We start from the raw sequence: 23,064 nt of genomic DNA, 5'->3' as shown, positions 1-23,064 counted from the left end.
GGACCGGGTGTACGGCAGACCCTGATACAGGTCGAGCCTCAATGCCGGTCGAGCAGGTCCAGTGCCCGTTCCCAGCCGAACTCCGGCCGGCTGCCGTCCTCCGCGGTCTCGCCGGAGTACGGCTCCCCGAACCGGACGCCCATCCCACTCAGCCGTACCAGGCTGCTCCGGTACGCGGGGTGGGCGGTCAGCGCGTCGGCCACGCACGGCAGAGCGGCGACCGGGACACCGAGGCCGCAGGCCTCGCACAGGGTGGCCAGGGCGAGGGTGTCGGCGATGCCCGCCGCCCACTTGTTGATGGTGTTGAAGGTGGCCGGCGCGACGACCACGGCGTCGGGCGGCGGGAAGGGGCGCGGGTCGCCGGGGCTGCGCCAGGCGGAGCGTATGGGGCGGCCCGTTTGCGCCTCGACCGCGGCGGTGTCAAAGAAGCCGCCCATGGCGACCGGAGTGGCGATGACGCCGACCTCCCAGTCCCGCTCCTGCGCCGCAGTGATCAGCTTGCTGACGTCGACGGCGATGCCGGCGCCGCATACGACGACATAGAGGAAGGGTTTTCCGGCCTGTTCAGTCACCCGGGAACCTTACTGAACACCCGGATGCCTCACCGCAGCGGGAAGGACTGGCCGCGCTCGGCCTCGGGGCGCGGTCCGAAGATGCGGCGCTCCTTCTCCTCGATCGGCACGTCGTTGATGCTCGCCTCGCGCCGGGTCATCAGGCCGTGCTCGTCGAACTCCCACAACTCATTGCCGTACGACCGCCACCACTGGCCCTCGGCGTCGTGGGACTCGCACTGGAACCGCACCGCGATGTTGCGCAGCGCGTACTCCTGCTCGCGCTCCCAACTTGGCGGTGAGGAACTCGACGATCTCGGCGCGGCCGGTGAGGAAGGTGTCCCGGTTGCGCCAGACGGAGTCCTCGGAGTAGGCGAGTGCGACCCTGTGCGGGTCGCGGGTGTTCCAGGCGTCCTCGGCGGCCTGGACCTTCTGCGCGGCGGTCTCAGGGGTGAACGGCGGCAGCGGCGGGCGGTCGGCCAGCTCAGGCGGCGGCGAGCGCCGTGACCGCCGCGCGTGCCGGGGCCGGCGACGCGGCCGCCAGGTGCCCGGCGCCGAGCTGGAGGGGCACCGGCAGGTCGTCGAGGCGTTCCTGGCCGCCGCGCGGGGCGGTGACCTCGGCGCGCTGCTGGGCGTGCTCGCCCCCGACGTCGTGCGCCGGGCCGACCCCGCCGCCCTGCCGGCCGGGGTGCCGGCGAAGCTGCGGGGGGCTCGGGCGGTGGCGGAGGGGACGGTGCTGCTGCGGCACCGTGCCCGGTTCGCCGTGCCGGCCCTCGTCGACGGCCGCGTCGGTGTCGTGGTCGCCCCGCTCGGACGGCTGCTGTTCGTCCTCGACGTCGCCGTCGAGGGCGGGCGGATCGCCTCCTACGACGTGATCGCCGCCCCGGAGCGGCTGCGCCGGGTGCGGCTGGCCGTGCTCGACCTGCCGGGGGCAGGTCTCACCCCGCCGCTTCGGACACCGTGATGGCGCCGACGGGGCAGGCACGGGCGGCTTCCCGGACCATCGGGTCGCCGACGCCGTCCTCGCGGCCGGGCAGCAGGGTGCTGAAGCCGTCGTCGTCCTGGGTGAACACGCCCGGCGCGGCCAGGGCGCACTGACCGGCGCCGATGCACAGGTCCTTGTCGATGTCGATGCGCATGACGCCAGCCTCTTACCAGGTCACGGGGAGTTCCAGCATCCCCTGGATCGTGTCGCCGGGTTTGAAGGGGATCTCGTCCGCCGGTGCGGCGAGGCAAAGCGTGGGCAGCCGCTCGAAGAGGGTGCTCAGCGCGATCTCCAGCTCGGCGCGGGCGAGGTTCTGGCCGAGGCACTGGTGGATGCCGAAGCCGAAGGCGACGTGGTGGCGGGCCGGGCGGTGCCACTCCAGGGTGTCCGGGGCGGGATAGACGTCCTCGTCGCGGTTGATGACCGAGGTGGAGAACACCACGCCGTCGCCGGCCCGGATCGTCGTCCCGGCCACCTCGATGTCCTCGCTGGCCTGCCGCAGCAGCCCGTCGGCGATGGACAGCATCCGCATCAGCTCCTCGACCGCGGCGGGCAGCAGCGAGGGGTCGGCGCGCAGCTCGGCCAGTCGCTCGGGGTACTGGAGCAGCGTGTAGGTGCCGAGCGAGATCATGTTGGCGGTGGTCTCGTGGCCCGCGACCAGCAGGATGAGCGTCAGGGCGATCAGCTCGGCGCGGTCGAGCGTGCCCTCGCGCAACTGCTGCTGGACCAGCTCGTCCAGCAGGCCGTCTCCGGGCTCCTTCTGCTTGCGGTCGATCAACTCGCCCAGGTACGCGTCGAGCCGGTCCCGCGCGTCCTCGGTGTCGGCGGCCGTCGGGCCGCGCAGCAGGCGCCGTGACTGTGCCTCGAAGAACTCGTGGTCGGCGTAGGGAACGCCGAGCAGCGCGCAGATCACCGTGGAGGGCACGGGCAGTGCGAAGGCGCTCACCAGCTCGGCGGGCGGCCCCTGGGCGGTCATCGCGTCCAGCAGGTCGTCGACGATCCGCTGGATCCGCGGCCTGAGTGCGGTGGCGCGCTTGAGGGTGAAGCTGGGGATCATCATCCGCCGCTGGGTGCGGTGCTTGGGGTCGTCGACGCCGAGAAGCGCGGTCGTCCGGTTCCGGACGGCGGCGAAGCGGGGCGTGGGCGCGGGGAAGCCGGGGCGGGTGCGGTCGGTGGACAGGCGGGGGTCGGCCAGCAGGTCCCGGGCGAGGGAGTGCCCGGTGACGAGCCAGACCGGGCGGCCGTCGTAGAGGGTGATGCGGGCGAGCGGCCGGGTGGCGCGCAGCGGGTCGTAGCCGGTGGGCGGGTGGTAGGGGCAGGTGCGGTCTTGAGGGAAGGCGACGGGTTCCGACAGTTCCGTCATGGAAGACCTCGCAGACGAAGGGTGCGTCGTGCCGATCTTCATTAGATGCCCGAGGCATCTAATGGTGCGACGCGAAGTTCGGCCAGATCGGCGACCTGCGGGATCTGGCTGGGAAGCGCTTCTTCCGCATCGTAATCCGATTGCCTCCGTGGGGCCGCACGGCGCAGGATCCGGCCATGCCCACGATCGACGTGTTCCTGCCGCTGATGTCCGCCGCCGTCTTCCCGGCGCGGCTCCAGCAGCAGCCCGGCCGCTCCTGGAGGCCCGGTCCGGTGCGGTCGTGACCGCCGCCCTCGTCGCGGGGCTGCTCGCGGGCTACGGCATCGCCGTGCCCGTCGGCGCTGTCGCGACCTACCTGGTCTCCCTCACCGCCCGAACCTCCCCGCGGACCGGTCTCTGCGCCGCGCTCGGCGTCGCGACCGCCGACGGCCTCTACGCCCTCCTGGCCACCCTCGGGGGCTCCGCCCTGGCCGCCGCGCTGCGGCCGGTGCTGCTGCCACTGCGCTGGGTGTCGGCCCTTGTGCTGGCCACGCTGGCCCTGCGGGGCGCGGTCACCGCCCTGCGGCAGTACCGCGAGCACCGGCTCGCCATCCGGCCCGACCCGGCCCCGCCGAGCCCGGCCCGGGCGTATCTGGGTCTGCTCGGGATCACCCTGCTCAACCCCACCACCGTGATCTACTTCGCGGCACTGGTGCTCGGCACCCGCACCGCAGGCGCCGTACCGCCCCTGGCACAGGGGGTGTTCGTCCTGGCGGCCTTCGCCGCGTCCGCGAGCTGGCAGCTGCTGCTCGCCGGGAGCGGCGCGCTGCTCGCCCGGGCCCTGACGGGCCACCGGGGCCGGCTGGTCACGACCCTGGTGTCGAGCGGGGTGATCATGGCGTTGGCGGTACGGATGGTGGTGTCGCCGTCATGAGGCGGGTTCGGTCACTCGAGCCGTCCGGGCCGCCCTCGCCGGGTGCGAAGGCACGGGCGACGGCGAGGCTGTCCTCGTACACGTGATGGCGTACGACCAGGCCGTCCCGGACGGTGAGGTGCAGCGCGAACCTGGCGCGATTGGGCCGTCCGGTGGGCGCCGCGACCTGCCGGATCTCGCCGAGGACCACGGCGTCCTCGCCGTCGACGAGAATCCGCTCGATCTGTGTGGCCGCCCGCTCCGGGACGTGGTGGGCGGCCAGTTCGCGGAAGTGGGCGGCGGCGTCGGCGCGGGTGCTGCGGTGCCGGATCCACGGGGTGGCGCTCCGGCCGTGTTCCTCCTCGGGCCAGCTCAGCCGCCAGTCGCCGGGTTCGGCGTACAGCTCGGCGATCCGCTCGGGCTTGCCCGCGCCGATGCGGCGCAGCAGTTCCTCGACCACGGCGCGGGTCGTCGTCTCGGTAGTCGTGCGGTTCATGGGGCGGCCCTCCCGGTCGGTCGGCTCGACGTCGTGCGCTGATGACGACTGTGCCGCAGGGGCCCGCGTCGGCGCGATGACGTGCGGGGTAGTGGCCGCGCGATGACGTGCGGGGTAATGGCGGCGCGCATCAGGGCTGGCCGAAGAGGACGCGGTAGGGATGAATCGAGCGGGCACCGACGTTGAACGGCGGTGCGAGATCAGTCAGAGGACGTGACGAGAGGACGGATGCCATGCATCTTGAGGGCGAGTACCAACCCAGCCCGGCCCAGTGGGTGCGCGAGCAGGTGGAGTTGTACGAGAGCTCCGGCGGCACCCAGGGGAACGACGCTGATGGACACGGGCATGCCCGTCGTCGTGCTGACCACGCGGGGCGCGAGGAGTGGCAAGATCCGCAAGACTCCGCTGATGCGCGTGGAGCATGACGGGCGCTACGCCGTGGTGGCCTCGCAGGGCGGCGCGCCCCAGCATCCGTTCTGGTACTTCAACCTCAAGGCCGATCCCCGGGTCGAGCTGCAGGACGGGCCGGTGAAGCAGGACATGACGGCCCGTGAGGTCACCGGCGCGGAGAAGGCCGAGTGGTGGAAGCGTGCCGTCGCCGCCTATCCCCCGTACGCCGACTACCAGAAGAAGACCTCGCGGGAGATCCCGGTCTTCGTCCTGGAGCCGGCCGACGGGCACTGATCCGCGCGCGGTATCCGCTTCCGGTCGTTCTCTGGACGGGCCGGAAAAAAATTCCGGTCCGGGGATGCATGAAACGGCGGCGGCCCGGGCACCCGAGCCTCAGGCCCCGCCGCGTTCCCCCGTCGCGGCGGGGCTTTCTCGTGCCTCCTGGGCCCGGCGGTCGGTCACGTCGAGGAAGATCTGGTCCGCCTCGGGGAGGGTGTGGGCGATGGAGCGTTTGATGCGCACGGCGACCTCCTCGACCCGCTCGCTGTCCAGGCCGGGCACCAGGTCGATGCGGGCGGCCACCAGGACGGAGTCGAGGCCCATCTTCATGGTGAACAGCGCCTCCACGCTGTCGATCTCGGGCTGCGCCTGCAGCAGGCTCCTGATCCTGCTGCTCAGCTCCGGGTCGGCGGCCTCCCCGATCAACTGGTCGCGCGCGTCGCGGCCCAGCCGGTAGGCGACGTAGACGAGCAGCACGCCGATCGCCATGGAGGCGGATGCCTCCCACACGACCTGACCGGTGGCCATGTGCAGCGCCATGCCGACGAGGGCGAGCGTGACACCGACCACCGCGGTGCCGTCCTCGGCGACGACCGTGCGCAGGGCCGGGTCGCGCAGGCTGCCCTTGCCGCCGCCCTGCCGGTGCACCTGGTGCAGCGCCCGCAGCAATGAGACTCCCTCGGCAACGAGGGCGACACCGAGCACGATCAGGCCCGCGACATAGCCGCTGAACTTCTCCTCGGTGCCGCTTCGCAGCGCCTCGATGCCCTGGAAGAAGGAGAAACAGCCGCCCATCACGAAGATCCCGACGGCGGCGAGGAGCGACCAGAAGAACCGCTCCTTGCCGTAGCCGAAGGGATGCTGCCGGTCGGCGGGGCGGCGGCTGCGGCGCAGCGCGGCCAGCAGGAAGACCTCGTTGAGGCTGTCGGCGACGGAGTGGGCCGCCTCCGACAGCAGGGCCGGGGAGTGCGCGACGAGGCCGCCGACTGCCTTGGCGACCGCGATGACCAGGTTGGCCGCGAGCGCCACCAGCACGGTGATGCGTGTCCTGCGGTCCGATGTCCGCTCTTCCGTCCCGTCCGTCCCTTCCGCCGTCCGGCCGGTCCCGTGGTCCGTCCCGTGGTCCGTCCCGTGGTCCGTCGTGTGGTCCGTCGTGTGCTCCGTGGGTGTCCCGCTCACGTTCGCCGAATGCCCCGGCCGGGACGGATCACACCGTGCCGTCGGCGGAATTCGGGGAACGCGTTCACCAGGGCACCCATACAGCAGGGAGGACGCATGAGTTCCCTGAGTCAACCCCTATGCCGCTTCGGCCTTCGTGGCGGGCTTCTTCGCCTTGCGGCCGGCTTGGTGGATGGCCGGGTCGTAGCAGGTTCCGTCGCGCCAGCAGGCCCAGATCACCCGCAGCCAGGCGCGGGCGAGGATGCGTATCGCGTGCGGATGCCGCTTCCTGGCGGCGCGGGCGTCGTTGTAGATCTTCGCGGCCCATTCGCTGGAGTGGCGGCTGTTGTCCGCGAAGCGCGTGATGGCCAGACGGGCTCTGCGGTTGGCCGCGTAGCGGAAGACGACGGTGCGGGACTTGCCCGAGGCGCGGGTGACCGGGACGACGCCGGCCTCGGCGATGAGCTGTTCGGCGGAGGTGGCGCGCTCCAGCATCGGGCCGATCTCGCCGATGATCTGGGCGAGGTTGATGGTGCCGATCCGCGGCATGCTCGCCAGCAGCGGCACGTAGGGGTGTTCCTCGACCGCGGCGGCGATCGCCCCGTCGAGCTGGCTGATCGTGGCGTTCAGTGCACGGACCAGCGCGGTCTGGGCGCGTACCAGGTCGGCGACGGTCTCGTGGCCGAGGCGGGAGGCGGCCTTGGGGGCGGCACGCAGCCGCTCGATCAGCTCATGGGCCGGGCGGCGCCCGCAGTAGGAGTGCCGCTTGCAGAAGGCGCGCATCTTCGCCGGGGTCAGCTTGGCGGCGGCCTGCGGGGTCGGGTAGCGCTCCAGGAAGGCCAGGGCGATCGCGGAGTCCAGGTTCGCGAACACGGCCTTGGCGCCGGGCCAGTGCGCGTCCAGCAGCGCGGCGAGCTGGTTGACCGCCGCGGTGCGGGCCTCGACGTGGTCGTCCCGGGTCCGGGTGAGGGCCTGCAGCTCGAGGGTGGCCTGGTCGGTGGGTGCCAGCACGCGCAGCGTGTGGCCATCGGTGCGCAGGTAGTCGGCGAGCTTGAAGCTGTCGCCGGCGTCGGTCTTGGCCTTGGATGCGCCCCAGCGCGGGCGCATCGCGTGGAAGGCGTTGGGGTGCACCGGCACCACCGGATGCCCGGCGGCCGGCAGCCGGTCGACCACCAGGCCACGGCTGGTCTCGATCGCCACCGGCAGATCGGCCGGATCGCCGTGCCGCTGCAGCCTGGCCAGGGCGTTGGCGAGGCCCTCTTCGGTGTGGGCCAGCTCCCACCGGTCGGCCCGGGCCCCGTCGCCGTCCATGACGGTCACGTCGTGCGTCTCACGTGCCCAGTCCCAGCCAACGAACACGTGCGTTGTACTCCCAGCTCGCAGAAGGAGCACCACTCGGTGGAGGTCGTCTGCCGGAAGCTCATCAATCGGCCCTCGACGGGGCGTGTTCCTGAAGCCGATCAGACGGCCTCGGCCCGGCGGGGCCGGCGTAACTCATGCCGGCTATCGCTTGGCGCGCGCCGCAGGCCGTGCACCCACCGGGACCGAGAGGTCACAACCCTACCCGTGAGGGCTGCAGAAGGGATGGTCCTCTAATGAGCGACGGGCGCGAGGGCAACAGCGCCTACGGCCACAAGGCCTTCAAGCGGTCCAGAAGCCACTTCGCGGACCGGATCACGGCGGACGGCCGGGACGGCCGGCCGGTGGAGGCCGGACGCTACCGTCTGGTGGCCGCCCGTGCCTGTCCCTGGGCGAGCCGGGCGGTGATCTCCCGGCGGCTGCTCGGCCTGGAGGACGCCCTGTCGCTCGCCGTCGTCGACCCGGTCCAGGACGACCGCAGCTGGCGTTTCACGCTCGACCCCGACGGCCGCGATCCCGTCCTCGGCATCCGCTTCCTGAGCGAGGCCTACGACAACCGGGAGAGCGACTACCCGGGCGGCGTGAGCGTGCCCGCGATCGTCGACGTGCCCAGCGGCAAGCTGGTCACCAACGACTACCAGCAGATCACGCTCGACTTCGCCACCGAATGGACCGCCCTGCACCGGCCCGGGGCACCCGACCTGTACCCGCGGGCGCTGCGCGACGAGATCGACGCGGTGATGGCGGACGTCTACGAGGACGTCAACAACGGCGTGTACCGGGCGGGGTTCGCCACGCGTCAGGAGGAGTACGAGGACGCGTGCGCGGGCGTCTTCCGGCGGCTGGACCTGCTCACCGAGCGCCTGGCCCGGCAGCGCTACCTCGTCGGCGACACGATCACCGAGGCGGACATCCGGCTGTTCACCACCCTGGTCCGTTTCGACGCCGTCTACCACGGCCACTTCAAGTGCAATCGCTGGAAGCTGGCAGAGAACCCGGTGCTGTGGGCGTACGCCCGCGACCTGTACCAGACGCCCGGCTTCGGTGACACGGTCGACTTCGACCACATCAAGCGGCACTACTACCAGGTGCACACCGGCATCAACCCGACCCGTATCGTGCCCGTCGGGCCGGACCTGTCCGGCTGGCTGACACCGCATCACCGCGAGGAGCTCGGCGGCCGGCCCTTCGGCGACGGGACACCGCCCGGACCCGTACGCGCCGGCGAGGAGGTCCCTGCGCAGGGCCGACCCTGAACGCTCCCCTCTCCCCCATTCGGCTACGCACAAAGGAGTTCCAGGTGGCCAAGAAGAAGCACAAGCTCCCGCTCGCCTACCAGCCGGTCGGATTCGTGCTGGGCTGGGCCGGCGGGGCGCTGGCCGGAATGGCGTTCCGCGCGACGTGGAAGGCCATCCGGAACGAGGACGACGCCCCCGACGCCCTCGACGAGGACCGCCGCTGGGGCGAGATCCTGCTGGCCGCGGCGGTCCAGGGCGCCATCTTCGCCGTCGTGCGCAGCGCCGTGGACCGCGCGGGCGCCAAGGCCATGGAGCGCTGCACCGGGGTGTGGCCGGCCAAGGCCAGGGGCGGCCGGGACTGACGGAGCCGCAGCCCCGTCTCAGCCCTGCTTCGGCCCCCGTCGACCGGGTGCGGCGGAGCGTGAAGGAGTGCCCGGCCGGGTCGGAACAACTGCGCTCCTCGTACGGGCCGGGCGCGTCCTTCGCCTCCAGCGGGCGCCCGCCCAGCTCGACGACCCGGCGCTCCGCCGCGTCCAGGTCCTCCACCAGGAAGTCCAGGTGCACCTGCAGGGAGTTCTCGGGACGCGGCCAGCTCGGCGGGGTCGCGTTCAGGTCGCGCCGGAACGCCAGCCGGATCCCGTCGACGCCCCTGATATCCACCAGGTTGGCGGTCGCCTCCGTCTCCTCGGCCTGAAGCAGTTCCTTGTAGAACGCGGCGAGCTTCTCGGGCTCGGCGCAGTCGAGCACCACGACGCCCGCGGTCACCAGTGGCATGTCTCCTCCGAAGGGTCCGGCGACGGGGCGTTCGTGCTTCGCCGCCCTCTGCCTTCCGGATATCCCGGGCCCGCGGATTTAGTCGGCCACCAGCCACCGCCCGTCGCGCATCAGCTCCCGCCCCTCCAGCTCGTTCGCCTCGCGCCAGGCCTGGACGCGCTGCGGATGGATGCGGAAGTACAGGTAGGGCGTGGCGAGTTGGCGGGGATCGAAGCCGGTCTTGCCTGCGAAGACCTCGGCGTCCTCCTCGGGCAGGTCGATGGGCGGCACGGCCTCGGCGGTGCCCTCCACGAGCACCACGTCCCGGGTCGGTCCCACGCCGAGGCGTACCTTGCCGGTCGCCTGCAGGTTGCGGCCGGTGGGGCTGGCCGCCGGGGTGGCCAGCAGCAGGGTGGAGCCGTCCCACAGGAACGACAGCGGCACCAGGTAAGGGGCCCCGCCGGCGGCGTCGGCCGTCGCCACCCAGGCGTCGACGTCGTGCTCCAAGCGGTGCAGGGTGTCCAGCTTGCGCTGCTTCCCGGGACGTACGGGGGGTGCGGTCATCGTCGAACAGCCTCCTGACGAGTCGTCGGTCACGGACATGACGGCCGGACGTCCCTCAGTGTGACCGTCAGGTGTCGCGCCGCGCCCGGATCTCCGCCAGGCGTGGCGCGGCCGCGGCGCCTCACTCCGTCAGCAGCGCCATCTTGGACAGGTGTCCAGCTATAGTGGACGCCTGTCCAAGAACTGAGGGGGTCGTCCGAGCATGGAAACGGTCGCGAACGTCCTGGTCGGCCTGGTAGCGGCCCTGCACGGGTACATCCTGGTGATGGAGATGTTCCTGTGGCAGAGGAAGCCGGGCCGGTCGCTCCACGGCTTCGACCGGGAAATGGCGCGGGCGACCGCGCCGATGGCCGCCAACCAGGGGCTCTACAACGGCTTCCTCGCCGCAGGCCTGGTGTGGGGTCTGATCGCCGCGGACCCGACCGGCTTCCGCGCCCAGGTGTTCTTCCTGTCGTGCGTCGTGGTCGCCGGAGTCTTCGGCGCGGTCACCGCCAACCGCCGCATCCTGGTCGCCCAGGCCCTGCCGGGCGCACTGGCCCTGGCCGCCGTCCTGATCGCCCGGTGACCCGGACCACCCCCGAGCCGCGGACCGCGCGCACCCGGGCGCGGCTGCGCCAAGCCCTGCTCGACGCCTGTGCCGAGCGGCCTCTGGCGGAGGTGAGCGTCGCCGCGCTGGTACGCCGGGCAGGGATCGGCCGGGCAACGTTCTACGTGCACTACGCCGACCTGGAGGCGCTGGCCGTCGACGCCTGCGCAGACGTCGTACGCGACGCCGTGGACGCCCTGCACGCCTGGCGCGGCCGGCCCGACCCGGTGCACGCGCCACCCGCCCTGCGGGCCTTCTTCGCCGGACTCGCTCCCCATGCCACCCTGTACCGCACCCTTTTGACCCCGGGCGGCGGCGGCCCCCTCGGCCGGGTCCTGCACCGTGACCTGCGGGCCCGCAGCCTGGCCGAGCGCGAACTCGCGGGCGCGGCCGACGCCCCGCTGGTCGCCTCGGCCGTCGCCGCCACCTTCGCCGGGGTCCTCGCCGACTGGCTGCACGGCCTCATCGACGCGAGGTCCGACGAAGTGGCCGACCAGGTCTGGCAGTTGCTGGTCGCCCTGCACGCGAGCCGGTGAGTGCCCCGCGGCCGCCCGTGAGACTAGCGCACCGCCTGGAACGTGCGCCGGTACGCCTGCGGTGAGACCCCGATCGCCGCGTGCAGATGCTGGCGCAGGGAGGCGCCGGTCGCGAAGCCGACCTGGCCCGCGATCTGGTCGACCGTCAGATCACTGGACTCCAGGAGGTGGCGGGCCCGGACGACGCGCTGCTGAATGAGCCAGCGGCCGGGGCTGAGGCCCACCTCGTCGTTGAAGCGGCGGGCGAAGGTGCGCAGGCTCATCCGGGCGTGGGCGGCGAGGTCGGCCAGTGTGAGCGGCTGTCCGAGACGTTCCAGGGCCCAGGCGCGGGTCGCGGCAGTGCTCGCGGCGCCCTGTTCGGGCACGGGCTGCTCGATGTACTGGGCCTGGCCGCCGTCCCGGAACGGTGGGATTACGCAGCGGCGGGCGACGGTATTGGCCAGTTCGCTGCCGTGGTCCTTGCGGACGAGGTGCAGGCAGACGTCCACGCCCGAGGCGGCGCCGGCCGAGGTCAGCACGCGGTCGTCGTCGACGAAGAGCACGTCCGGGTCGAGGGCGACGCGCGGGAACATGCGCCGGAACAGGTCGGCCAACTGCCAGTGCGTGGTGGCCTTCCGGCCGTCGAGGAGCCCGGCCGCGGCCAGGACGAAGGCGCCGGTGCAGATGGAGACGATCCGCGCCTTTGGGCGGATCAGGGCGAGCGCGGCGGTGACCTCGTCCGGCAGCTCGGCGGTGACGCGGGCCGGCGTGATGGGCGCGATCACCACGGTGTCGGCGGTGGCGAGGGCCTCGGGGCCGTGCTCGACGGTGACGGAGAAGTCCGCGTTGGTGCGCACCGGACGCCCGTCGACGGTGCAGGTCAACACCTCGTACCGGCCATCGGCCGCGCCGAGGATGCGGCTGGGGATGCCCAGTTCGAAGGGATAGACGCCGTCGAGGGCCAGGACCACGACCCGTTCCGCTTGCCGCATGGCACGATCCTATCGAAGGTTGGCAATCATGCCATTTCCCCGGCGGGCGGGCCCGGGCAGGCTGGGACACCATGAGCGATGTGAACACGATGCGTGCGATCAGTCAGGACGTCCTCGGCAGTCCCGAGGTCCTCAAGGAAGTGGAACTGGAGCGGCCCGCGCCGCGGCCCAACGAGGTGCTGGTGCGGGTGCGCGCCGCCGGGGTGAACCCGACCGACTGGAAGCACCGCGCCACCGGGGGCTTCCTGGGCAGGCCGCCGTTCGTACTGGGCTGGGACGTCTCGGGCGTGGTCGAGGCGACGGGGATCGGCGTTGCCCTCTTCAAGCCCGGGGACGAGGTCTTCGGCATGCTGCCCTACCCGTTCGGCCACGGCTCGCACGCCGAGTACGTCACCGCCCCGGCCCGCGCCTTCGCGCTGAAGCCCGCCGGGACCGACCACACCCAGGCGGGCGCGCTGCCGCTGGTGTCCCTGACCGCGTGGCAGGCGCTGGTGGAGCGGGCGGAGCTCAAGGCGGGGCAGCGGGTGCTGATCCACGCGGCGGCCGGCGGCGTCGGCCATGTGGCGGTGCAGATCGCCAAGGCGCGCGGCGCGTACGTCATCGGCACCGCGAGCGCGGGCAAGCACGACTTCCTGCGCGAGATCGGCGTGGACGAGGCCATCGACTACCGCACGACCGACTTCGCGGAGGGCGTGCGGGACGTCGACGTCGTGCTGGACACGATCGGCGGCGACACCTCCGTCCGCTCGCTGCGGGTGCTGCGCCCGGGCGGGCTCGTGGTCTCGATCCTTGCGGTCGGCTCCGACGAGTTCTACGAGGAGGCCGAGCGGCTCGGCGTCCGCGCGATCAGGATGCTCGTCGACGCCGACCACTACGGCATGAAGGCGATCGCGGAGCTCGTCGGGGCGGGCAGGCTGCGCGCCACGATCGCCGGGACCTTCCCGCTGGCCGAGGCCGCCAAGGCGCACGAGCTCGGCGACACCGGCCGCACCACGGGCAAGCTGGTCCTGCTGGTCGACTGACGCCGCCCAGGAGGTGAGCAGGGGCGTTGCGCAGCAGGCGACTACGGGCGTCGCTCACGCACTGTCGTAGCCCTGACGGCAGGTCACCTGCGTGTCCCGCAGGTCACAGGAAGACTCGGCCCGCAATTCGAAGACATATGTCAATCGAACATGCTGCAATTCACTCCATCGGGGGTAACTTGCAGGGCGGGGAAGGGTTTTACGCTGATCCACGACCCCGCCGCATGAGGAGCCGGTTGGAGGCGATGTCGTCGTGCAGCAGGAACCTGCGCCACTCACCCGGCATCTGCGCATCCGCCGGGACCGAGGGCACACGGTGCTGGAGTTTCGCGGGGAGATCGACATCGCCGCGGCCACGGAGATCGTGCCGTATCTGGACCGGGTGACGGGCCGGCCCGGCGCCCGGGTCGTGCTCGACCTGAGCCGGGTCGACTTCTTCGACTGCTCCGGGCTGCGCCTGCTGTACCGGGCCCGGAGCCGGGTGCTCGACCGGGGCGGAGAGCTGCACGTGGTGTGCACGCACCCGCTGACCCTGCGCATCCTCAAGGTCACCGGTCTGGCCCGGCTGCTCCGCCCGCAGCCGACGCTGGACGCGGCCCTGGGCCAGCCCGAGGCCACGTCCGGCACCTTATGACCTTCCTTTCGGCTCTTCCCGCAGCTCGACCTTCCGGCCTCCGTCACTTGAGGATCTTGGTGACCTGGCCGGCGCCGACCGTCCGGCCGCCCTCGCGGATGGCGAACTTCAGCCCCTCCTCCATGGCGACCGGCTGAATCAACTCGACCCGCATCGTCGTGTTGTCGCCCGGCATCACCATCTCGGTGCCCGGCGGCAGGGTCACCACGCCCGTCACGTCCGTCGTGCGGAAGTAGAACTGCGGGCGGTAGTTCTCGAAGAACGGCGTGTGCCGGCCACCCTCGTCCTTGGACAGGATGTACGCCCGCGCCTCGAAGTCCTTGTGCGGGGTGACCGAGCCGGGCTTGATGACGACCTGCCCGCGCTCGACCTCCTCCCGCTTCACGCCCCGCAGCAGCAGACCGACGTTCTCGCCCGCGCGGCCCTCGTCGAGGAGCTTGCGGAACATCTCGATGCCCGTGACCGTGGTCTTCGTCTTCTGCTCGTGGATGCCGATGATCTCGACCTCGCTGTTGACCTTCAGCGTGCCGCGCTCGATCCGGCCGGTGACCACGGTGCCGCGTCCGGTGATGGTGAAGACGTCCTCGATCGGCATCAGGAACGGCCGGTCCACGTCGCGCTGCGGCTCGGGCACGAACTCGTCCACGGCGGCGAGGAGTTCGAGCACGGACCGGGTCCACTGCGGGTCGCCCTCGAGGGCCCTGAGCGCGGAGACCTTGACGACGGGGACGTCGTCGCCGGGGAACTCGTACTCGGTGAGGAGCTCGCGCACCTCCAGCTCGACCAGTTCCAGGATCTCCTCGTCGTCGACCATGTCCGTCTTGTTGAGGGCGACGACGATGTACGGCACCCCCACCTGCCGGGCCAGCAGCACGTGCTCCTTGGTCTGCGGCATCGGCCCGTCCGTGGCCGCGACGACCAGGATCGCGCCGTCCATCTGGGCAGCACCGGTGATCATGTTCTTGATGTAGTCGGCGTGGCCGGGGCAGTCGACGTGGGCGTAGTGCCGGTGCTCGGTCTGGTACTCGACGTGGGCGATGGAGATGGTGATGCCGCGCTGCCGTTCCTCCGGCGCCTTGTCGATCTGGTCGAACGGGGTGAACGGGTTCAGGTCGGGGAACCTGTCGTGGAGCACCTTCGTGATGGCCGCCGTGAGGGTCGTCTTGCCGTGGTCGATGTGACCGATGGTGCCGATGTTCACGTGCGGTTTGGTGCGCTCGAACTTCGCCTTCGCCACTGCGGGCCCTCCTGATCGCCTCGGTGAGGCCGAGCGTTGCTCCTCACGTCATGTCTATTCGCTCGGCGGCGCGTCGAACAGGGCGCTGACGGACTCACCGTTGTGAATGCGGCGTACGGCCTCGGCGAGCGCCGGGGCGATGGACAGGATCCGCAGCTTGGACTTGTACTCCTCGTGGTCCTCCACCGGCACCGGCACCGGCACGGTGTTGGTGCACACGATCTCCAGTACGTCGGGCTGCTGCGACAGCCGTTTGAGGGCGCCGGCCGCGAACAGGCCGTGCGTGCAGGCGATGCGGATCGAGCGCGGCCCCGACTCCCGCAGCCGGTCGAGGAGTTCGAGGACGGTGCTGCCCTTGGCGATCTCGTCGTCCAGCACGATGACGTCCCGCCCGGCCACGTCACCGATGACGGTGCTGATGGTCACCCGGTCGTCGGCGAACCGCTGCTTCGCCCCCGCGGCCACCTGGGCGTCGATCATGCGCGCGAACGCGGCCGCCTCCTTGGCGTTGCCGAGGTCCGGCGAGACCACGGTGGTGCGTGTCAGGTCGTACTGCTGGAAGTGCGCGGCCAGCTCGCGCAGCGCGTGCAGGTGGTCGACGGGCACCGAGAAGAAGCCGTGCACCTGCGGCGCGTGCAGCGTCATGGCGAGGACGCGGCTCGTGCCCGCCGTGATCAGCAGGTCCGCCACCAGCCGTCCGCCGAGGGAGATGCGCGGGGCGTCCTTCTTGTCGGAGCGGGCGTAGGAGTAGTGCGGCATGACGACGGTGATGCGGCCGGCGGAGGCGCCGCGGGCCGCGTCGCACATCAGCAGCAGCTCGACGAGGTGCTCCTGCACCGGTTTGACCAGCGGCTGGATCAGGAAGACGTCCCGCTCCCGGCAGTTCGCCTGAAGCTGCACCTCCAGGCAGTCGTTGGCGAACCGGCTGACCCGGGTGGGGCTGAGCGGCACGCCCAGATGCGCGCAGACCTCCGCCGCCAGCTCGGGGTGGGCGCTACCGCTGAACACGGCGATGTCTCGCACGATCCGCTCCTCGCGTGATCATTCACAGCTGCCGGGCTCATGCTACTGACCTCGGGAAACCCCGTGGCAGCACGCCGCCGGGGACGCGCCATGACGGCGGACTCGTCGGGCCGCCCGCCTCGGAGAAGAGCCTCGGCGGCGTGGTCACGGCCCCATGCGAGCCCGGGAACGTGCCCCGGTCGGTCCCCGGAACCTCCACCCCGCCCCCCGTCAGGCGCACCCCGCAGGCCGCGCCCACCGGTTCGGCCCCCACGTACGCGGAGTCCTCGGTGATCCAGAACAGGCCGACGGGCCGGGGCGGTCCGGGCTCCGGGACCGTCATGCGGCGCATGGGGCACAGGGGGCGGGAGGTGCTGTCTGCGGTCATCCGGGGGCTCCTGCCGCGCCGGCGGGAGGCCGCCTTGCACGCCAGTGCGCCCCACGTGCCTCCGTCAGGGGAGTCGATCGGCCAACGCGGCGGTCTGGCAAGGGGTTTGGCGGGCATGCGCAGAAGGAGGAAGGAGGACCGTCGAATGACTACTTCCATCAGGCGACTGCCCCGTCGCATGCCCGGCTGCCTGCCGCGCCGGCGGGAGGCCGCCTTGCACGCCAGGCGCCCCACGTGCCTCCGTCAGGGGAGTCGATCGGCCAACGCGGCGGTCTGGCAAGGGGTTTGGCGGGCATGCGCAGAAGGAGGAAGGAGGACCGTCGAATGACTACTTCCATCAGGCGACTGCCCCGTCGCATGCCCGGCTGGGCGAAGGTGGTGAGTGCCCTCGTGGTGGTGCTCGTCGTGCTGTTCGCCGGGATCCGGCTGGCCGTGCTGCCGGGCATCAAGGATTTGTTCGGCACCGAGACGCACGACCGTTCGGGCCCCGCGCTGCTGAAGTCCATCCAGGACCTCAGCCGCTACGACGCCGCCTCCGGCAACTTCCAGGTCGTCGTGGACCTGGAGAAGAACGCCAAGTACCTGCCCGCAGCGATCCGCGGCACCCGCACCCTGTACGTCGGGGCGGGCACCGTCGACGCCTACGTCGACCTCGGCAAGGTCGGCGACAAGGACGTGCAGGTCAACGGCGACCGCACGTCGGCCACGCTCCGGCTGCCGCACGCGCAGCTCGGCAAGCCGGCCCTCGACCCCGACCACTCGTACACCGTCTCCAAGCAGCGCGGTCTGCTGAACCGCCTCGGCGACCTGTTCTCCGACAACCCCAACAGCGAGCACGCCGTGCAGCAGCTCGCGGTGAAGCACATCGCCGACGCAGCGAAGGGCAGCGGACTGACCACGCGCGCCGAGTCCAACACCACCGGCATGCTCGAAGGCCTGCTGCGCTCCCTCGGTTTCAAGGAGGTGCACGTTTCGTACAGCTCGTGAGCGGTGACCGCGGCTTGCGCCCAGTCTCCGCGAGCCGGCCTCGGTGACGCCACCACTCATGACACAGTACGCAAATGGATATCAGCATCACAGTTGACTCCGACCAGGGCGAAGCGGACCTTCGGTCGTTGCAGCAGTGGCTGCTTCACGAGTCCGGTCTGCGGCAGGTCCGCTTCACCCGCCCCGCCCCGCGCCCGTTCTCCGGCCCGGCGAGATGGGGGCGGTCGGCGAGATCCTGCCGGCCTCCTTCGGCACGGGAGGTGGCGGGGCGGTCCTGGCGAACTCCGTCTCGGTGTGGCTGCAGAACCGCGTGAGCCAGGTGACGGTACGCATCGAAGGTCCGGGCGGCAGCGTCGAGGTGGAGGCTCAGAACGTCAGGGATCCCGCCGCCCTGATCACCCGGATCCGGGAGGCACGGCCCGACGCGGACCGCGGCGGCCCTCCCCCTGACGGCGCGTCATGAAGCATGCCGCCGACTCGCTCTCCTCCAAGGCCGTGCTGATCGGCAACAGCACGTACTGCTTGCCGAAGATCCCGACCCCGGCCCGAACCAGCGTGCCCGTCGGCTGTGGAATGAGCTCGATCTTCAGCGCGGTGCGCAGGCCGACCGCCTTCTTGAACATGCCGCCCTTGGTGATGCTGACCTCGTGCCCGCCGTCCGGACCCACGACGCTGACGGTCTCGTAGGCCCGCTCCTGGAAGTGGGTGGCGAGATCGGCGGCCACCGGCGCGAGGTCGGGAACCGTGACGCGATGAGCCTCTCGCTGTGGAACGCGCTCATGAGGTCGCCCCCGTGGTGGTCTTGAGGCCCTTTCCGCAGCCCTGGCAGAACAGCCAGTCGGCCCTCACCGGCCCACCGCAGCCGCCGCATGCCTCCGGGTGCGTACCGTCGACGGGGTCGGCACCGGAGCCCCGCGCGAGCGCGAGGACCTGCCGCAGCGTCTCCGACTCCGCCCACCGCTGGATCTCCCGCAGCCGCAGGGCCGAATTCGGATGGGTGGCGCTGCTGTCCGGCTGGCGCAGCAGGAAGCGATCCAGCTTCCCCTCGTTCATGGCCGCGTCGAACTCGTCGGCCTGTGCCGCGAAGGCCTGGTGGCTGATCTGCTCCTTCGGCAGCCACTTGGGTATGCCGTGCAGGTGGAAGAGGGCCCGCTGGAGTTCCTCGGGACCGCCCATGATGGCCACCGCGGCGCGGTCGGCGGTGCGTTCGCTCTTGCGGTACCAGTCCAGCAGCGCCGCCTTCAGCGGTTCCGAGAGCAGGGCGGCCACCATGCCGGCCTTGCCGCTCAGGGCCGCCATGCCGCTGAACACCGCGAGCGCCATCTGCCGGTACAGCACGTGCGTTGTGGATCACGACGCAGGTCCTGGAGTGCCCGAACGTCAGCACGTTGGCCGGGCCGGGCATCAGATACAGCTCGGGCTCCTCGATACCGAAGGCCCCGCAGATCGGCGGGAGCAGCTTGTAGACGTCCGGGACCTGATGAGGGCTCAGCCGGATCGCGTTGGACAGCAGCCAGGCGCGGTCCCGCCGGTCCGCGATCATGCTGCGGTACTTCTTCGCCGCGGCCTGGAGCCCCGGAATCCTCTCCAGTTGCTGCCGGGCCGCCAGATCAAGGGGATGGAGATCAAGGGGATGGAGAATGTGATGGGTTTGAAGGACGCGGACGTCACGGCTCCCCCTCGTGGTGCAGACCTTTGAAAGGCCGACACCCCGCGAGTCCCCCCGCTGTGCCCGGCCTGTCCGCATCGTGGCGTAGCGCGGCACTTGGCCGGACCCGCTTCGTGAACTACGCCTTCCCGGCTCCCGGATCAGCCCGTGTCCGCTGGGCGCGTACGGCAATGGGCTGACTGGAACTCACTGCGCGCGGCTCGGCTCAGGCGCCGAGGACACCCGGCAGGGCCAGCGCGCCGAGCAGCGCCGTACCCACCAGCATCCAGGCCACGTAGTCGCCGACGTGGCCGGACTGCAGGCGCCGGAGCGGCCGTGCCCAGTCGGGTGCGGACAGCAGCTTCGGGCGGGTGACGGCCACGGCGGCGAGCCCGACCGCCAGAAGGGACGACACCAGGCCCAGGAGAACCCCGGTCGGGGTCCATTCCACGGAGGTGACGACTCCCCCGGACCCGGATTCGTTGACGGCGTGCGCCACCAGGTCGACGAAGCCGGGGGTCACGCCGACGGCGAGCGCCGCGGCGAGCAGCACCGCGGGGACCGTTCTCATGGTGTCGGGGACGCGGGTCAGCCGCTGCCGGGTTTCCGGCTGCTCCCCGGAGCCGGTCGTCTCGATCTCCCGGTGCTCCTCGGGTCGGGGGCCGAGCCCGAGGAAGACCCGGGCGGTCACCCGCAGCACGGCTCCCCCGGTGACGGCCGACGCGGCGACGTACAGCACGGTGAGCGGTCCGCCCACCGCCTCCTCCGTGATGGCCTTCCCCAACGCCGTGCCGAAGGGCGGCAGTCCGGCCAGCCCCAGCGCCCCGGCGGCGAACATGACGGCGACGCCGCGCAGCCATCGGGCCCTGCCGTGCAGGACGAGTTCGTCGACGGAGCCGTAGCGGTCCAGCAGGATGCCGGCGCAGGCGAACAGGGCCGCCTTCACGCCGGCGTGCCCGAGGACGTAGAGGGCGATCCCGTCGTCGGCCTCGAGCTTCAGGACTCCGATGCCGACCAGGAACAGTCCCGTGTGGGCGATCGTCGAGTAGGCGAGCAGTCGCTTGATGTGCCGCTGGTACCAGCACATGACCGCGCCGACCGCCGCCGTCAGCGCGCCGAGCACCACCAGGGCCCGCGTCACGTCAGCCGCCGGGATGCCGCCCGGCCCGGAGAAGACCGTGCCGTACACGCGCCAGACGCCGTACACACGCCGAGTTCGACCATGACGCCGGACAACAGCATGCACACGGGCGTGGGCGCGACGGCGTGCGCGTCCGGCAGCCAGAACTGGAAGGGCACCGCGGCGGACTTCACCAGCAGACCGGTGAGGACGAGGACGAAGCCGGCGAGCACGAGCGCGTCGGGCCCGCCGTGCTCGTCCAGCCCGCGCCCGATCTTCGCCATGGCCAGCTCGCCGGTGCGGGCATACAGCATGCCGATGCCCATGAGCAGGGCGTACGCGCCCAGCGAGTTGATCACGCCGAAGTTCAGGGCGCCCTGCACGGCCTTGGCCTCGTCGATGCGGTAGCCGGTCAGTGCGTAGGCGACGACACTCATCAGCTCGAAGAACACGAACGCGTTGAACAAGTCCCCCGCGCTCGCGAAGCCGCACATGCCCCCCCTGGAAGAGCAGCATCAGCGCGGGGAAGGAGCCCGCGTGGCCGCGGGGCGGCTCGTCGAAGTAGTACCAGGAGTACGCCAGCGCGGCCAGCGTCAGCAGCGAGGCGAGCGCGGCCATGCCGAGCCCCGCGCCGTCCCCGACCAGGATGATCCCGACGCTCTCGCCGTCCTTGGGGAACCAGCCGCCGACCCACTCGACCAGCGGCGGCGAGGAGTCGAGCAGCAGGACGATCGCCAGGGCGGCCGTCCCTCCGGAGACCAGGCAGCCGACGGTCTCGGCGACGACGCGGGGCACGCGGCGGCCCCCGGCGACCAGCAGGGCGGCCCCGAGCAGCGGGACGGCGACGAGCAGCGGCAGCAGATGGTGCATCAGCCGCGCAGCTCCCTCAGCTCGTCGGGGTCGACGGTGCCGTGCCGCTTGGCGACCTGCATCACCAGCGCGAGCAGCAGCGCGGTGACCGTGGCGCCGACGACCACGTCGGTGAGGGCGAGGGCCTGCACCACGGGGTCGACCACGGGCCGCGAGCCGGGCTTGATGTCGGAGAAGACGGGCGCGGTGGCGCCGTCGCGGTAGCCGACGGCCAGCAGCAGGACGTAGGTGGCGGACTGGCACACGGCCAGGCAGCCGACGGCGTGGATCAGGTTCCGGCTGGTGGCGAGGCCGTAGCAACCGGTCAGGAAGACCCACACCGCGACCAGGTACGGAAGGATGTGCAGCACGGCGGTCACGGCCTTCTCACTTCCCGCTCTCCTCCTCGATCTCGACGGCCTGGTCCAGGAAGCGGGCGAGCAGTACGACCACCGCGCAGGCGACCTCCATGCCGATGGCCGCGTTCAGCAGGGGCACGGTGCCGCCGGAGGACAGCGTGTTGAACGTGCCGTACGGCAGCAGCGTGTTGGCGAGGAAGGCGGTGCCCGCCAGGACGCCCGCGAGGCCCAGCACCAAGGCGCAGGCGGAGAGCGCGTCGCCGACCTCGTACAGGCCGACCGGCCGGATGCGTCCCAGGGCGCGGTAGTCGGCGCCGAGGTACAGCAGGTGCAGCGCGGTCGCGGCAACGACGCCGCCCTGGAAGCCGCCGCCCGGGCTGAGCTGCCCGTGGGCGACGACGTAGAGGCCGGTGAGCAGGGCGACGGGCAGCACGATCAGGGCGTAACGGCGTACGGGCAGCACGACGTCGGCGGGTTCGGGCGGAGCGCGGTGCTCGTCGCGGGCCTGCCGCAGCAGGACGACACAGCCGAGGACGGCCGCGAAGAGGATGGTCATCTCGCCGAGCGTGTCGAAGGCACGCTGGTCGAAGTTGACGGAGGAGACGGTGTTGGCGATCTGCCGCGAAAGCGACGCGCGCACCGCACGAGCGCCGTAGGGATGCCACGAGCCGCCGAACGCGGGAAGGTGCAGGCAGGCGGCGACGAGCAGGGCAGCGAGCCCCGCGCCGCCCGCGGCCACGAGCCACAGTCGCACGCGCGGGCTCATCGTTTGCCGTCCTTGGTCCGGGGGCGCCTGCGGACCTTGCGGACCGACAGCATGATCAGCAGCGGCGTCAGGGCCGCGCCCACCGCCAGCTGCGACAGCCCGACGTCGGGCGCCTGCAGGACGGTGAACAGCACGGCGAGGGCGACGCCGAGGACGGCCAGGACGAGGGCCTGGCGCACGGGGTCGCGATTGGCGACGGCCGCGGTCGCGGAGGCGGCCACGAGCAGCAGCGCGACGACGATGACCGCGTCAGCCAAGGCGGACCGCCTGGAATCCGCCGGACAGCGCCCGGGAGGCGATGACGTTCCCGCCGATCAGCAGCGCCCCGACGACCAGGAGCTTCACCATGGCCCGGCTCGGTCCGGTGGCCGCGCACAGCACCAGCACCACCACCGCGCCGAGGCCGGCGGCGGCCCAGGTCAGGCCCCAGGCGCGCGGCGGGTCGCCGGCGAGTTCGTCGGCGAGCGGCCGCGCGAAGACCAGGGTGCCGACCGGACCGAGGATCGCGAGGAGCAGGGCGAGATCGACGTAGGAGGGGCGGCTGTAGCCCTGTGAGAGCAGCAGCAGGCCGGGACAGGCCACAGCGGTGGACAGGTTCTGGGCGACGACCCGGCGCCGCAGCGGCCCGCCGGCGACGCCCCACAGGGCCGCCCCCAGTCCCCCGGCCAGCACGACCGTCGCCGCGAGGATCCAGCCGTTCACCGCCAGGTCACCGCCCTTCGTGCGGCCCGTGCGGCGAGCGCCCCGACGCCCGCGGCGCCCGCGCCCACCGCCAGTTCAAGGGTGTCGGCCGCGCTGATGAAGACCAGCCACAGCAGGGTGAGCACGGCCCACCAGGCCAGGACCTCGCCCACGGCGAGGAGCGCCGTCCGCCGGTTCACACGCCACCTCCGCAGGCCCTCGCTGATGTGCGACGGATGTCCCGTTCGCC

27 protein-coding genes and 5 pseudogenes are annotated in these 23,064 nt (G+C 71.7%); 11 read left to right on the top strand and 21 right to left on the bottom strand.

The window, feature by feature from the left end; translation table 11 throughout:
* Nucleotides 1–38: 38 nt before the first annotated feature.
* Together ABZV31_RS12545 and ABZV31_RS12540 are read right to left on the bottom strand one after the other, a co-directional pair.
* Nucleotides 39–572, bottom strand: coding sequence for a flavoprotein (locus ABZV31_RS12545; RefSeq protein WP_355891820.1), 534 nt, complete (start codon nucleotides 570–572; stop codon nucleotides 39–41).
* A gap of 29 nt (nucleotides 573–601) precedes the next feature.
* Nucleotides 602–1,034: pseudogene (locus ABZV31_RS12540) on the bottom strand (nuclear transport factor 2 family protein).
* Nucleotides 1,035–1,095: 61 nt separating this feature from the next.
* Between ABZV31_RS12540 and ABZV31_RS12535 the strand changes: the two are divergent.
* Nucleotides 1,096–1,515: pseudogene (locus ABZV31_RS12535) on the top strand (RNA polymerase subunit sigma-70); the annotation flags it as partial.
* Here the strand turns inward: ABZV31_RS12535 and ABZV31_RS12530 are convergent.
* Nucleotides 1,490–1,690 (bottom strand): ferredoxin, encoded by a 201-nt coding sequence (locus tag ABZV31_RS12530; protein WP_355891817.1) that lies wholly within the window; start codon nucleotides 1,688–1,690, stop codon nucleotides 1,490–1,492. The pseudogene ABZV31_RS12535 and the gene ABZV31_RS12530 sit on opposite strands and share 26 nt — an antisense overlap.
* A 12-nt stretch (nucleotides 1,691–1,702) precedes the next feature.
* Complete coding sequence (locus tag ABZV31_RS12525; RefSeq protein ID WP_355891814.1) at nucleotides 1,703–2,899, bottom strand: cytochrome P450; 1,197 nt, start codon at nucleotides 2,897–2,899, stop codon at nucleotides 1,703–1,705.
* Nucleotides 2,900–3,179: 280 nt separating this feature from the next.
* Between ABZV31_RS12525 and ABZV31_RS12520 the strand changes: the two genes are divergently transcribed.
* A complete protein-coding gene (locus ABZV31_RS12520; RefSeq protein WP_355891811.1) occupies nucleotides 3,180–3,812 on the top strand; it encodes a LysE family transporter in 633 nt (210 codons plus the stop codon).
* On the opposite strand, the gene ABZV31_RS12515 is transcribed toward ABZV31_RS12520, so the two are convergent.
* A complete protein-coding gene (locus ABZV31_RS12515; RefSeq protein WP_355891808.1) occupies nucleotides 3,772–4,287 on the bottom strand; it encodes a nuclear transport factor 2 family protein in 516 nt (171 codons plus the stop codon). The genes ABZV31_RS12520 and ABZV31_RS12515 overlap by 41 nt on opposite strands.
* A 233-nt stretch (nucleotides 4,288–4,520) precedes the next feature.
* On the opposite strand from ABZV31_RS12515, the pseudogene ABZV31_RS12510 reads away from it, so the two are divergent.
* Nucleotides 4,521–4,971, top strand: a pseudogene (locus ABZV31_RS12510) (nitroreductase family deazaflavin-dependent oxidoreductase).
* 99 nt (nucleotides 4,972–5,070) lie between these two features.
* On the opposite strand, the gene ABZV31_RS12505 reads toward ABZV31_RS12510, so the two are convergent.
* Nucleotides 5,071–5,997, bottom strand: coding sequence for a cation diffusion facilitator family transporter (locus ABZV31_RS12505; RefSeq protein ID WP_355891878.1), 927 nt, complete (start codon nucleotides 5,995–5,997; stop codon nucleotides 5,071–5,073).
* Nucleotides 5,998–6,252: 255 nt separating this feature from the next.
* Nucleotides 6,253–7,473, bottom strand: coding sequence for an IS110 family transposase (locus tag ABZV31_RS12500; RefSeq protein ID WP_355891805.1), 1,221 nt, complete (start codon nucleotides 7,471–7,473; stop codon nucleotides 6,253–6,255).
* Nucleotides 7,474–7,709: 236 nt separating this feature from the next.
* Here ABZV31_RS12500 and ABZV31_RS12495 point away from each other — a divergent pair, with 236 nt between their 5' ends.
* The gene (locus ABZV31_RS12495; RefSeq protein WP_355891802.1) at nucleotides 7,710–8,729 is read left to right on the top strand and encodes a glutathione S-transferase C-terminal domain-containing protein; all 1,020 of its coding nucleotides are present in this window, start codon (nucleotides 7,710–7,712) and stop codon (nucleotides 8,727–8,729) included.
* A gap of 44 nt (nucleotides 8,730–8,773) precedes the next feature.
* Nucleotides 8,774–9,073 carry a DUF4235 domain-containing protein gene (locus tag ABZV31_RS12490; RefSeq protein ID WP_355891799.1) on the top strand — a complete coding sequence of 100 codons (300 nt, stop codon included), beginning with the start codon at nucleotides 8,774–8,776 and terminating at the stop codon, nucleotides 9,071–9,073.
* Between the two features lie 52 nt (nucleotides 9,074–9,125).
* On the opposite strand, the pseudogene ABZV31_RS12485 reads toward ABZV31_RS12490, so the two are convergent.
* Nucleotides 9,126–9,485: pseudogene (locus ABZV31_RS12485) on the bottom strand (VOC family protein); the annotation flags it as partial.
* Nucleotides 9,486–9,563: 78 nt separating this feature from the next.
* Nucleotides 9,564–10,028 carry a pyridoxamine 5'-phosphate oxidase family protein gene (locus ABZV31_RS12480; RefSeq protein ID WP_355891796.1) on the bottom strand — a complete coding sequence of 155 codons (465 nt, stop codon included), beginning with the start codon at nucleotides 10,026–10,028 and terminating at the stop codon, nucleotides 9,564–9,566.
* Between the two features lie 202 nt (nucleotides 10,029–10,230).
* On the opposite strand from ABZV31_RS12480, the gene ABZV31_RS12475 reads away from it, so the two are divergent.
* Together ABZV31_RS12475 and ABZV31_RS12470 are read left to right on the top strand one after the other, a co-directional pair.
* The gene (locus tag ABZV31_RS12475; protein WP_355891793.1) at nucleotides 10,231–10,593 is read left to right on the top strand and encodes a DUF1304 domain-containing protein; all 363 of its coding nucleotides are present in this window, start codon (nucleotides 10,231–10,233) and stop codon (nucleotides 10,591–10,593) included.
* Nucleotides 10,590–11,150 carry a TetR/AcrR family transcriptional regulator gene (locus ABZV31_RS12470; RefSeq protein WP_355891791.1) on the top strand — a complete coding sequence of 187 codons (561 nt, stop codon included), beginning with the start codon at nucleotides 10,590–10,592 and terminating at the stop codon, nucleotides 11,148–11,150. The genes ABZV31_RS12475 and ABZV31_RS12470 overlap by 4 nt, the downstream gene beginning before the upstream one ends.
* 23 nt (nucleotides 11,151–11,173) lie before the next feature.
* Here the strand turns inward: ABZV31_RS12470 and ABZV31_RS12465 are convergent, their stop codons facing one another.
* The gene (locus ABZV31_RS12465; RefSeq protein WP_355891788.1) at nucleotides 11,174–12,121 is read right to left on the bottom strand and encodes a helix-turn-helix domain-containing protein; all 948 of its coding nucleotides are present in this window, start codon (nucleotides 12,119–12,121) and stop codon (nucleotides 11,174–11,176) included.
* A 71-nt stretch (nucleotides 12,122–12,192) separates the two neighbouring features.
* On the opposite strand from ABZV31_RS12465, the gene ABZV31_RS12460 reads away from it, so the two are divergent.
* Both ABZV31_RS12460 and ABZV31_RS12455 read left to right on the top strand, forming a co-directional pair.
* Nucleotides 12,193–13,143, top strand: a complete 951-nt coding sequence (locus ABZV31_RS12460) for an NADP-dependent oxidoreductase (RefSeq protein ID WP_355891785.1) — start codon at nucleotides 12,193–12,195, stop codon at nucleotides 13,141–13,143.
* A 253-nt stretch (nucleotides 13,144–13,396) separates the two neighbouring features.
* Nucleotides 13,397–13,777, top strand: coding sequence for an anti-sigma factor antagonist (locus ABZV31_RS12455; RefSeq protein WP_355891783.1), 381 nt, complete (start codon nucleotides 13,397–13,399; stop codon nucleotides 13,775–13,777).
* Nucleotides 13,778–13,820: 43 nt separating this feature from the next.
* Here ABZV31_RS12455 and tuf read toward each other — a convergent pair whose 3' ends face one another.
* Genes tuf through ABZV31_RS12440 form a run of 3 tightly spaced genes read right to left on the bottom strand, consistent with a single transcriptional unit; the run spans nucleotide 13,821 to nucleotide 16,404 of the window.
* On the bottom strand, nucleotides 13,821–15,014 hold the full coding sequence (tuf, locus tag ABZV31_RS12450; RefSeq protein WP_355891780.1) for an elongation factor Tu: 1,194 nt from the start codon (nucleotides 15,012–15,014) through the stop codon (nucleotides 13,821–13,823).
* A 54-nt stretch (nucleotides 15,015–15,068) separates the two neighbouring features.
* Entirely contained in the window at nucleotides 15,069–16,037 is a 969-nt protein-coding gene (locus ABZV31_RS12445; RefSeq protein WP_355891777.1) for a ribose-phosphate diphosphokinase, read from the bottom strand.
* Nucleotides 16,038–16,074: 37 nt separating this feature from the next.
* Nucleotides 16,075–16,404: a hypothetical protein gene (locus ABZV31_RS12440; protein ID WP_355891775.1), complete on the bottom strand. Its 330-nt coding sequence runs from the start codon at nucleotides 16,402–16,404 to the stop codon at nucleotides 16,075–16,077.
* 324 nt (nucleotides 16,405–16,728) lie between these two features.
* Between ABZV31_RS12440 and ABZV31_RS12435 the strand changes: the two genes are divergently transcribed.
* The gene (locus ABZV31_RS12435; RefSeq protein WP_355891772.1) at nucleotides 16,729–17,391 is read left to right on the top strand and encodes a DUF4230 domain-containing protein; all 663 of its coding nucleotides are present in this window, start codon (nucleotides 16,729–16,731) and stop codon (nucleotides 17,389–17,391) included.
* Nucleotides 17,392–17,605: 214 nt separating this feature from the next.
* Nucleotides 17,606–17,854 carry a hypothetical protein gene (locus ABZV31_RS12430; RefSeq protein ID WP_355891769.1) on the top strand — a complete coding sequence of 83 codons (249 nt, stop codon included), beginning with the start codon at nucleotides 17,606–17,608 and terminating at the stop codon, nucleotides 17,852–17,854.
* On the opposite strand, the gene ABZV31_RS12425 is transcribed toward ABZV31_RS12430, so the two are convergent.
* From ABZV31_RS12425 to ABZV31_RS12390, 8 genes and pseudogenes are all read right to left on the bottom strand, one after another.
* Entirely contained in the window at nucleotides 17,787–18,116 is a 330-nt protein-coding gene (locus tag ABZV31_RS12425; protein ID WP_355891766.1) for a hypothetical protein, read from the bottom strand. The genes ABZV31_RS12430 and ABZV31_RS12425 overlap by 68 nt on opposite strands.
* Nucleotides 18,117–18,168: 52 nt before the next feature.
* A complete protein-coding gene (locus ABZV31_RS12420; RefSeq protein ID WP_355891763.1) occupies nucleotides 18,169–18,729 on the bottom strand; it encodes a M48 family metalloprotease in 561 nt (186 codons plus the stop codon).
* A gap of 536 nt (nucleotides 18,730–19,265) precedes the next feature.
* Nucleotides 19,266–21,029: pseudogene (locus ABZV31_RS12415) on the bottom strand (complex I subunit 5 family protein).
* Complete coding sequence (locus tag ABZV31_RS12410; protein WP_355891875.1) at nucleotides 21,029–21,379, bottom strand: sodium:proton antiporter; 351 nt, start codon at nucleotides 21,377–21,379, stop codon at nucleotides 21,029–21,031. Before ABZV31_RS12410 ends, ABZV31_RS12415 begins: the two are co-directional and overlap by 1 nt.
* Before the next feature lie 16 nt (nucleotides 21,380–21,395).
* Nucleotides 21,396–22,133, bottom strand: coding sequence for an MnhB domain-containing protein (locus ABZV31_RS12405; protein ID WP_355891761.1), 738 nt, complete (start codon nucleotides 22,131–22,133; stop codon nucleotides 21,396–21,398).
* Nucleotides 22,130–22,390, bottom strand: a complete 261-nt coding sequence (locus tag ABZV31_RS12400; RefSeq protein WP_355891758.1) for a hydrogenase subunit MbhD domain-containing protein — start codon at nucleotides 22,388–22,390, stop codon at nucleotides 22,130–22,132. The genes ABZV31_RS12405 and ABZV31_RS12400 overlap by 4 nt, the downstream gene beginning before the upstream one ends.
* Nucleotides 22,383–22,835: an MrpF/PhaF family protein gene (locus ABZV31_RS12395; protein WP_355891755.1), complete on the bottom strand. Its 453-nt coding sequence runs from the start codon at nucleotides 22,833–22,835 to the stop codon at nucleotides 22,383–22,385. Before ABZV31_RS12395 ends, ABZV31_RS12400 begins: the two co-directional genes overlap by 8 nt.
* Complete coding sequence (locus tag ABZV31_RS12390) at nucleotides 22,832–23,014, bottom strand: hypothetical protein (RefSeq protein ID WP_355891753.1); 183 nt, start codon at nucleotides 23,012–23,014, stop codon at nucleotides 22,832–22,834. Before ABZV31_RS12390 ends, ABZV31_RS12395 begins: the two co-directional genes overlap by 4 nt.
* Between the last annotated feature and the right edge of the window lie 50 nt (nucleotides 23,015–23,064).

The organism is Streptomyces sp. NPDC005202, assembly GCF_040608235.1.
In the GTDB taxonomy this organism is placed as follows: domain Bacteria; phylum Actinomycetota; class Actinomycetes; order Streptomycetales; family Streptomycetaceae; genus Streptomyces.
This window is presented reverse-complemented; position numbering and strand designations above follow the sequence as displayed.

Bases quoted from the DNA above. Each gene is read 5' to 3' on its own strand.
- ABZV31_RS12530 (WP_355891817.1), bottom strand. From the start codon at position 1,690: ATGCGCATCGACATCGACAAGGACCTGTGCATCGGCGCCGGTCAGTGC.
- ABZV31_RS12525 (WP_355891814.1), bottom strand. From the start codon at position 2,899: ATGACGGAACTGTCGGAACCCGTCGCCTTCCCTCAAGACCGCACCTGC.
- ABZV31_RS12515 (WP_355891808.1), bottom strand. From the start codon at position 4,287: ATGAACCGCACGACTACCGAGACGACGACCCGCGCCGTGGTCGAGGAA.
- ABZV31_RS12495 (WP_355891802.1), top strand. From the start codon at position 7,710: ATGAGCGACGGGCGCGAGGGCAACAGCGCCTACGGCCACAAGGCCTTC.
- ABZV31_RS12480 (WP_355891796.1), bottom strand. From the start codon at position 10,028: ATGACCGCACCCCCCGTACGTCCCGGGAAGCAGCGCAAGCTGGACACC.
- ABZV31_RS12475 (WP_355891793.1), top strand. From the start codon at position 10,231: ATGGAAACGGTCGCGAACGTCCTGGTCGGCCTGGTAGCGGCCCTGCAC.
- ABZV31_RS12465 (WP_355891788.1), bottom strand. From the start codon at position 12,121: ATGCGGCAAGCGGAACGGGTCGTGGTCCTGGCCCTCGACGGCGTCTAT.
- ABZV31_RS12460 (WP_355891785.1), top strand. From the start codon at position 12,193: ATGAGCGATGTGAACACGATGCGTGCGATCAGTCAGGACGTCCTCGGC.
- ABZV31_RS12440 (WP_355891775.1), bottom strand. From the start codon at position 16,404: ATGACCGCAGACAGCACCTCCCGCCCCCTGTGCCCCATGCGCCGCATG.
- ABZV31_RS12435 (WP_355891772.1), top strand. From the start codon at position 16,729: ATGACTACTTCCATCAGGCGACTGCCCCGTCGCATGCCCGGCTGGGCG.
- ABZV31_RS12430 (WP_355891769.1), top strand. From the start codon at position 17,606: ATGGGGGCGGTCGGCGAGATCCTGCCGGCCTCCTTCGGCACGGGAGGT.
- ABZV31_RS12405 (WP_355891761.1), bottom strand. From the start codon at position 22,133: ATGAGCCCGCGCGTGCGACTGTGGCTCGTGGCCGCGGGCGGCGCGGGG.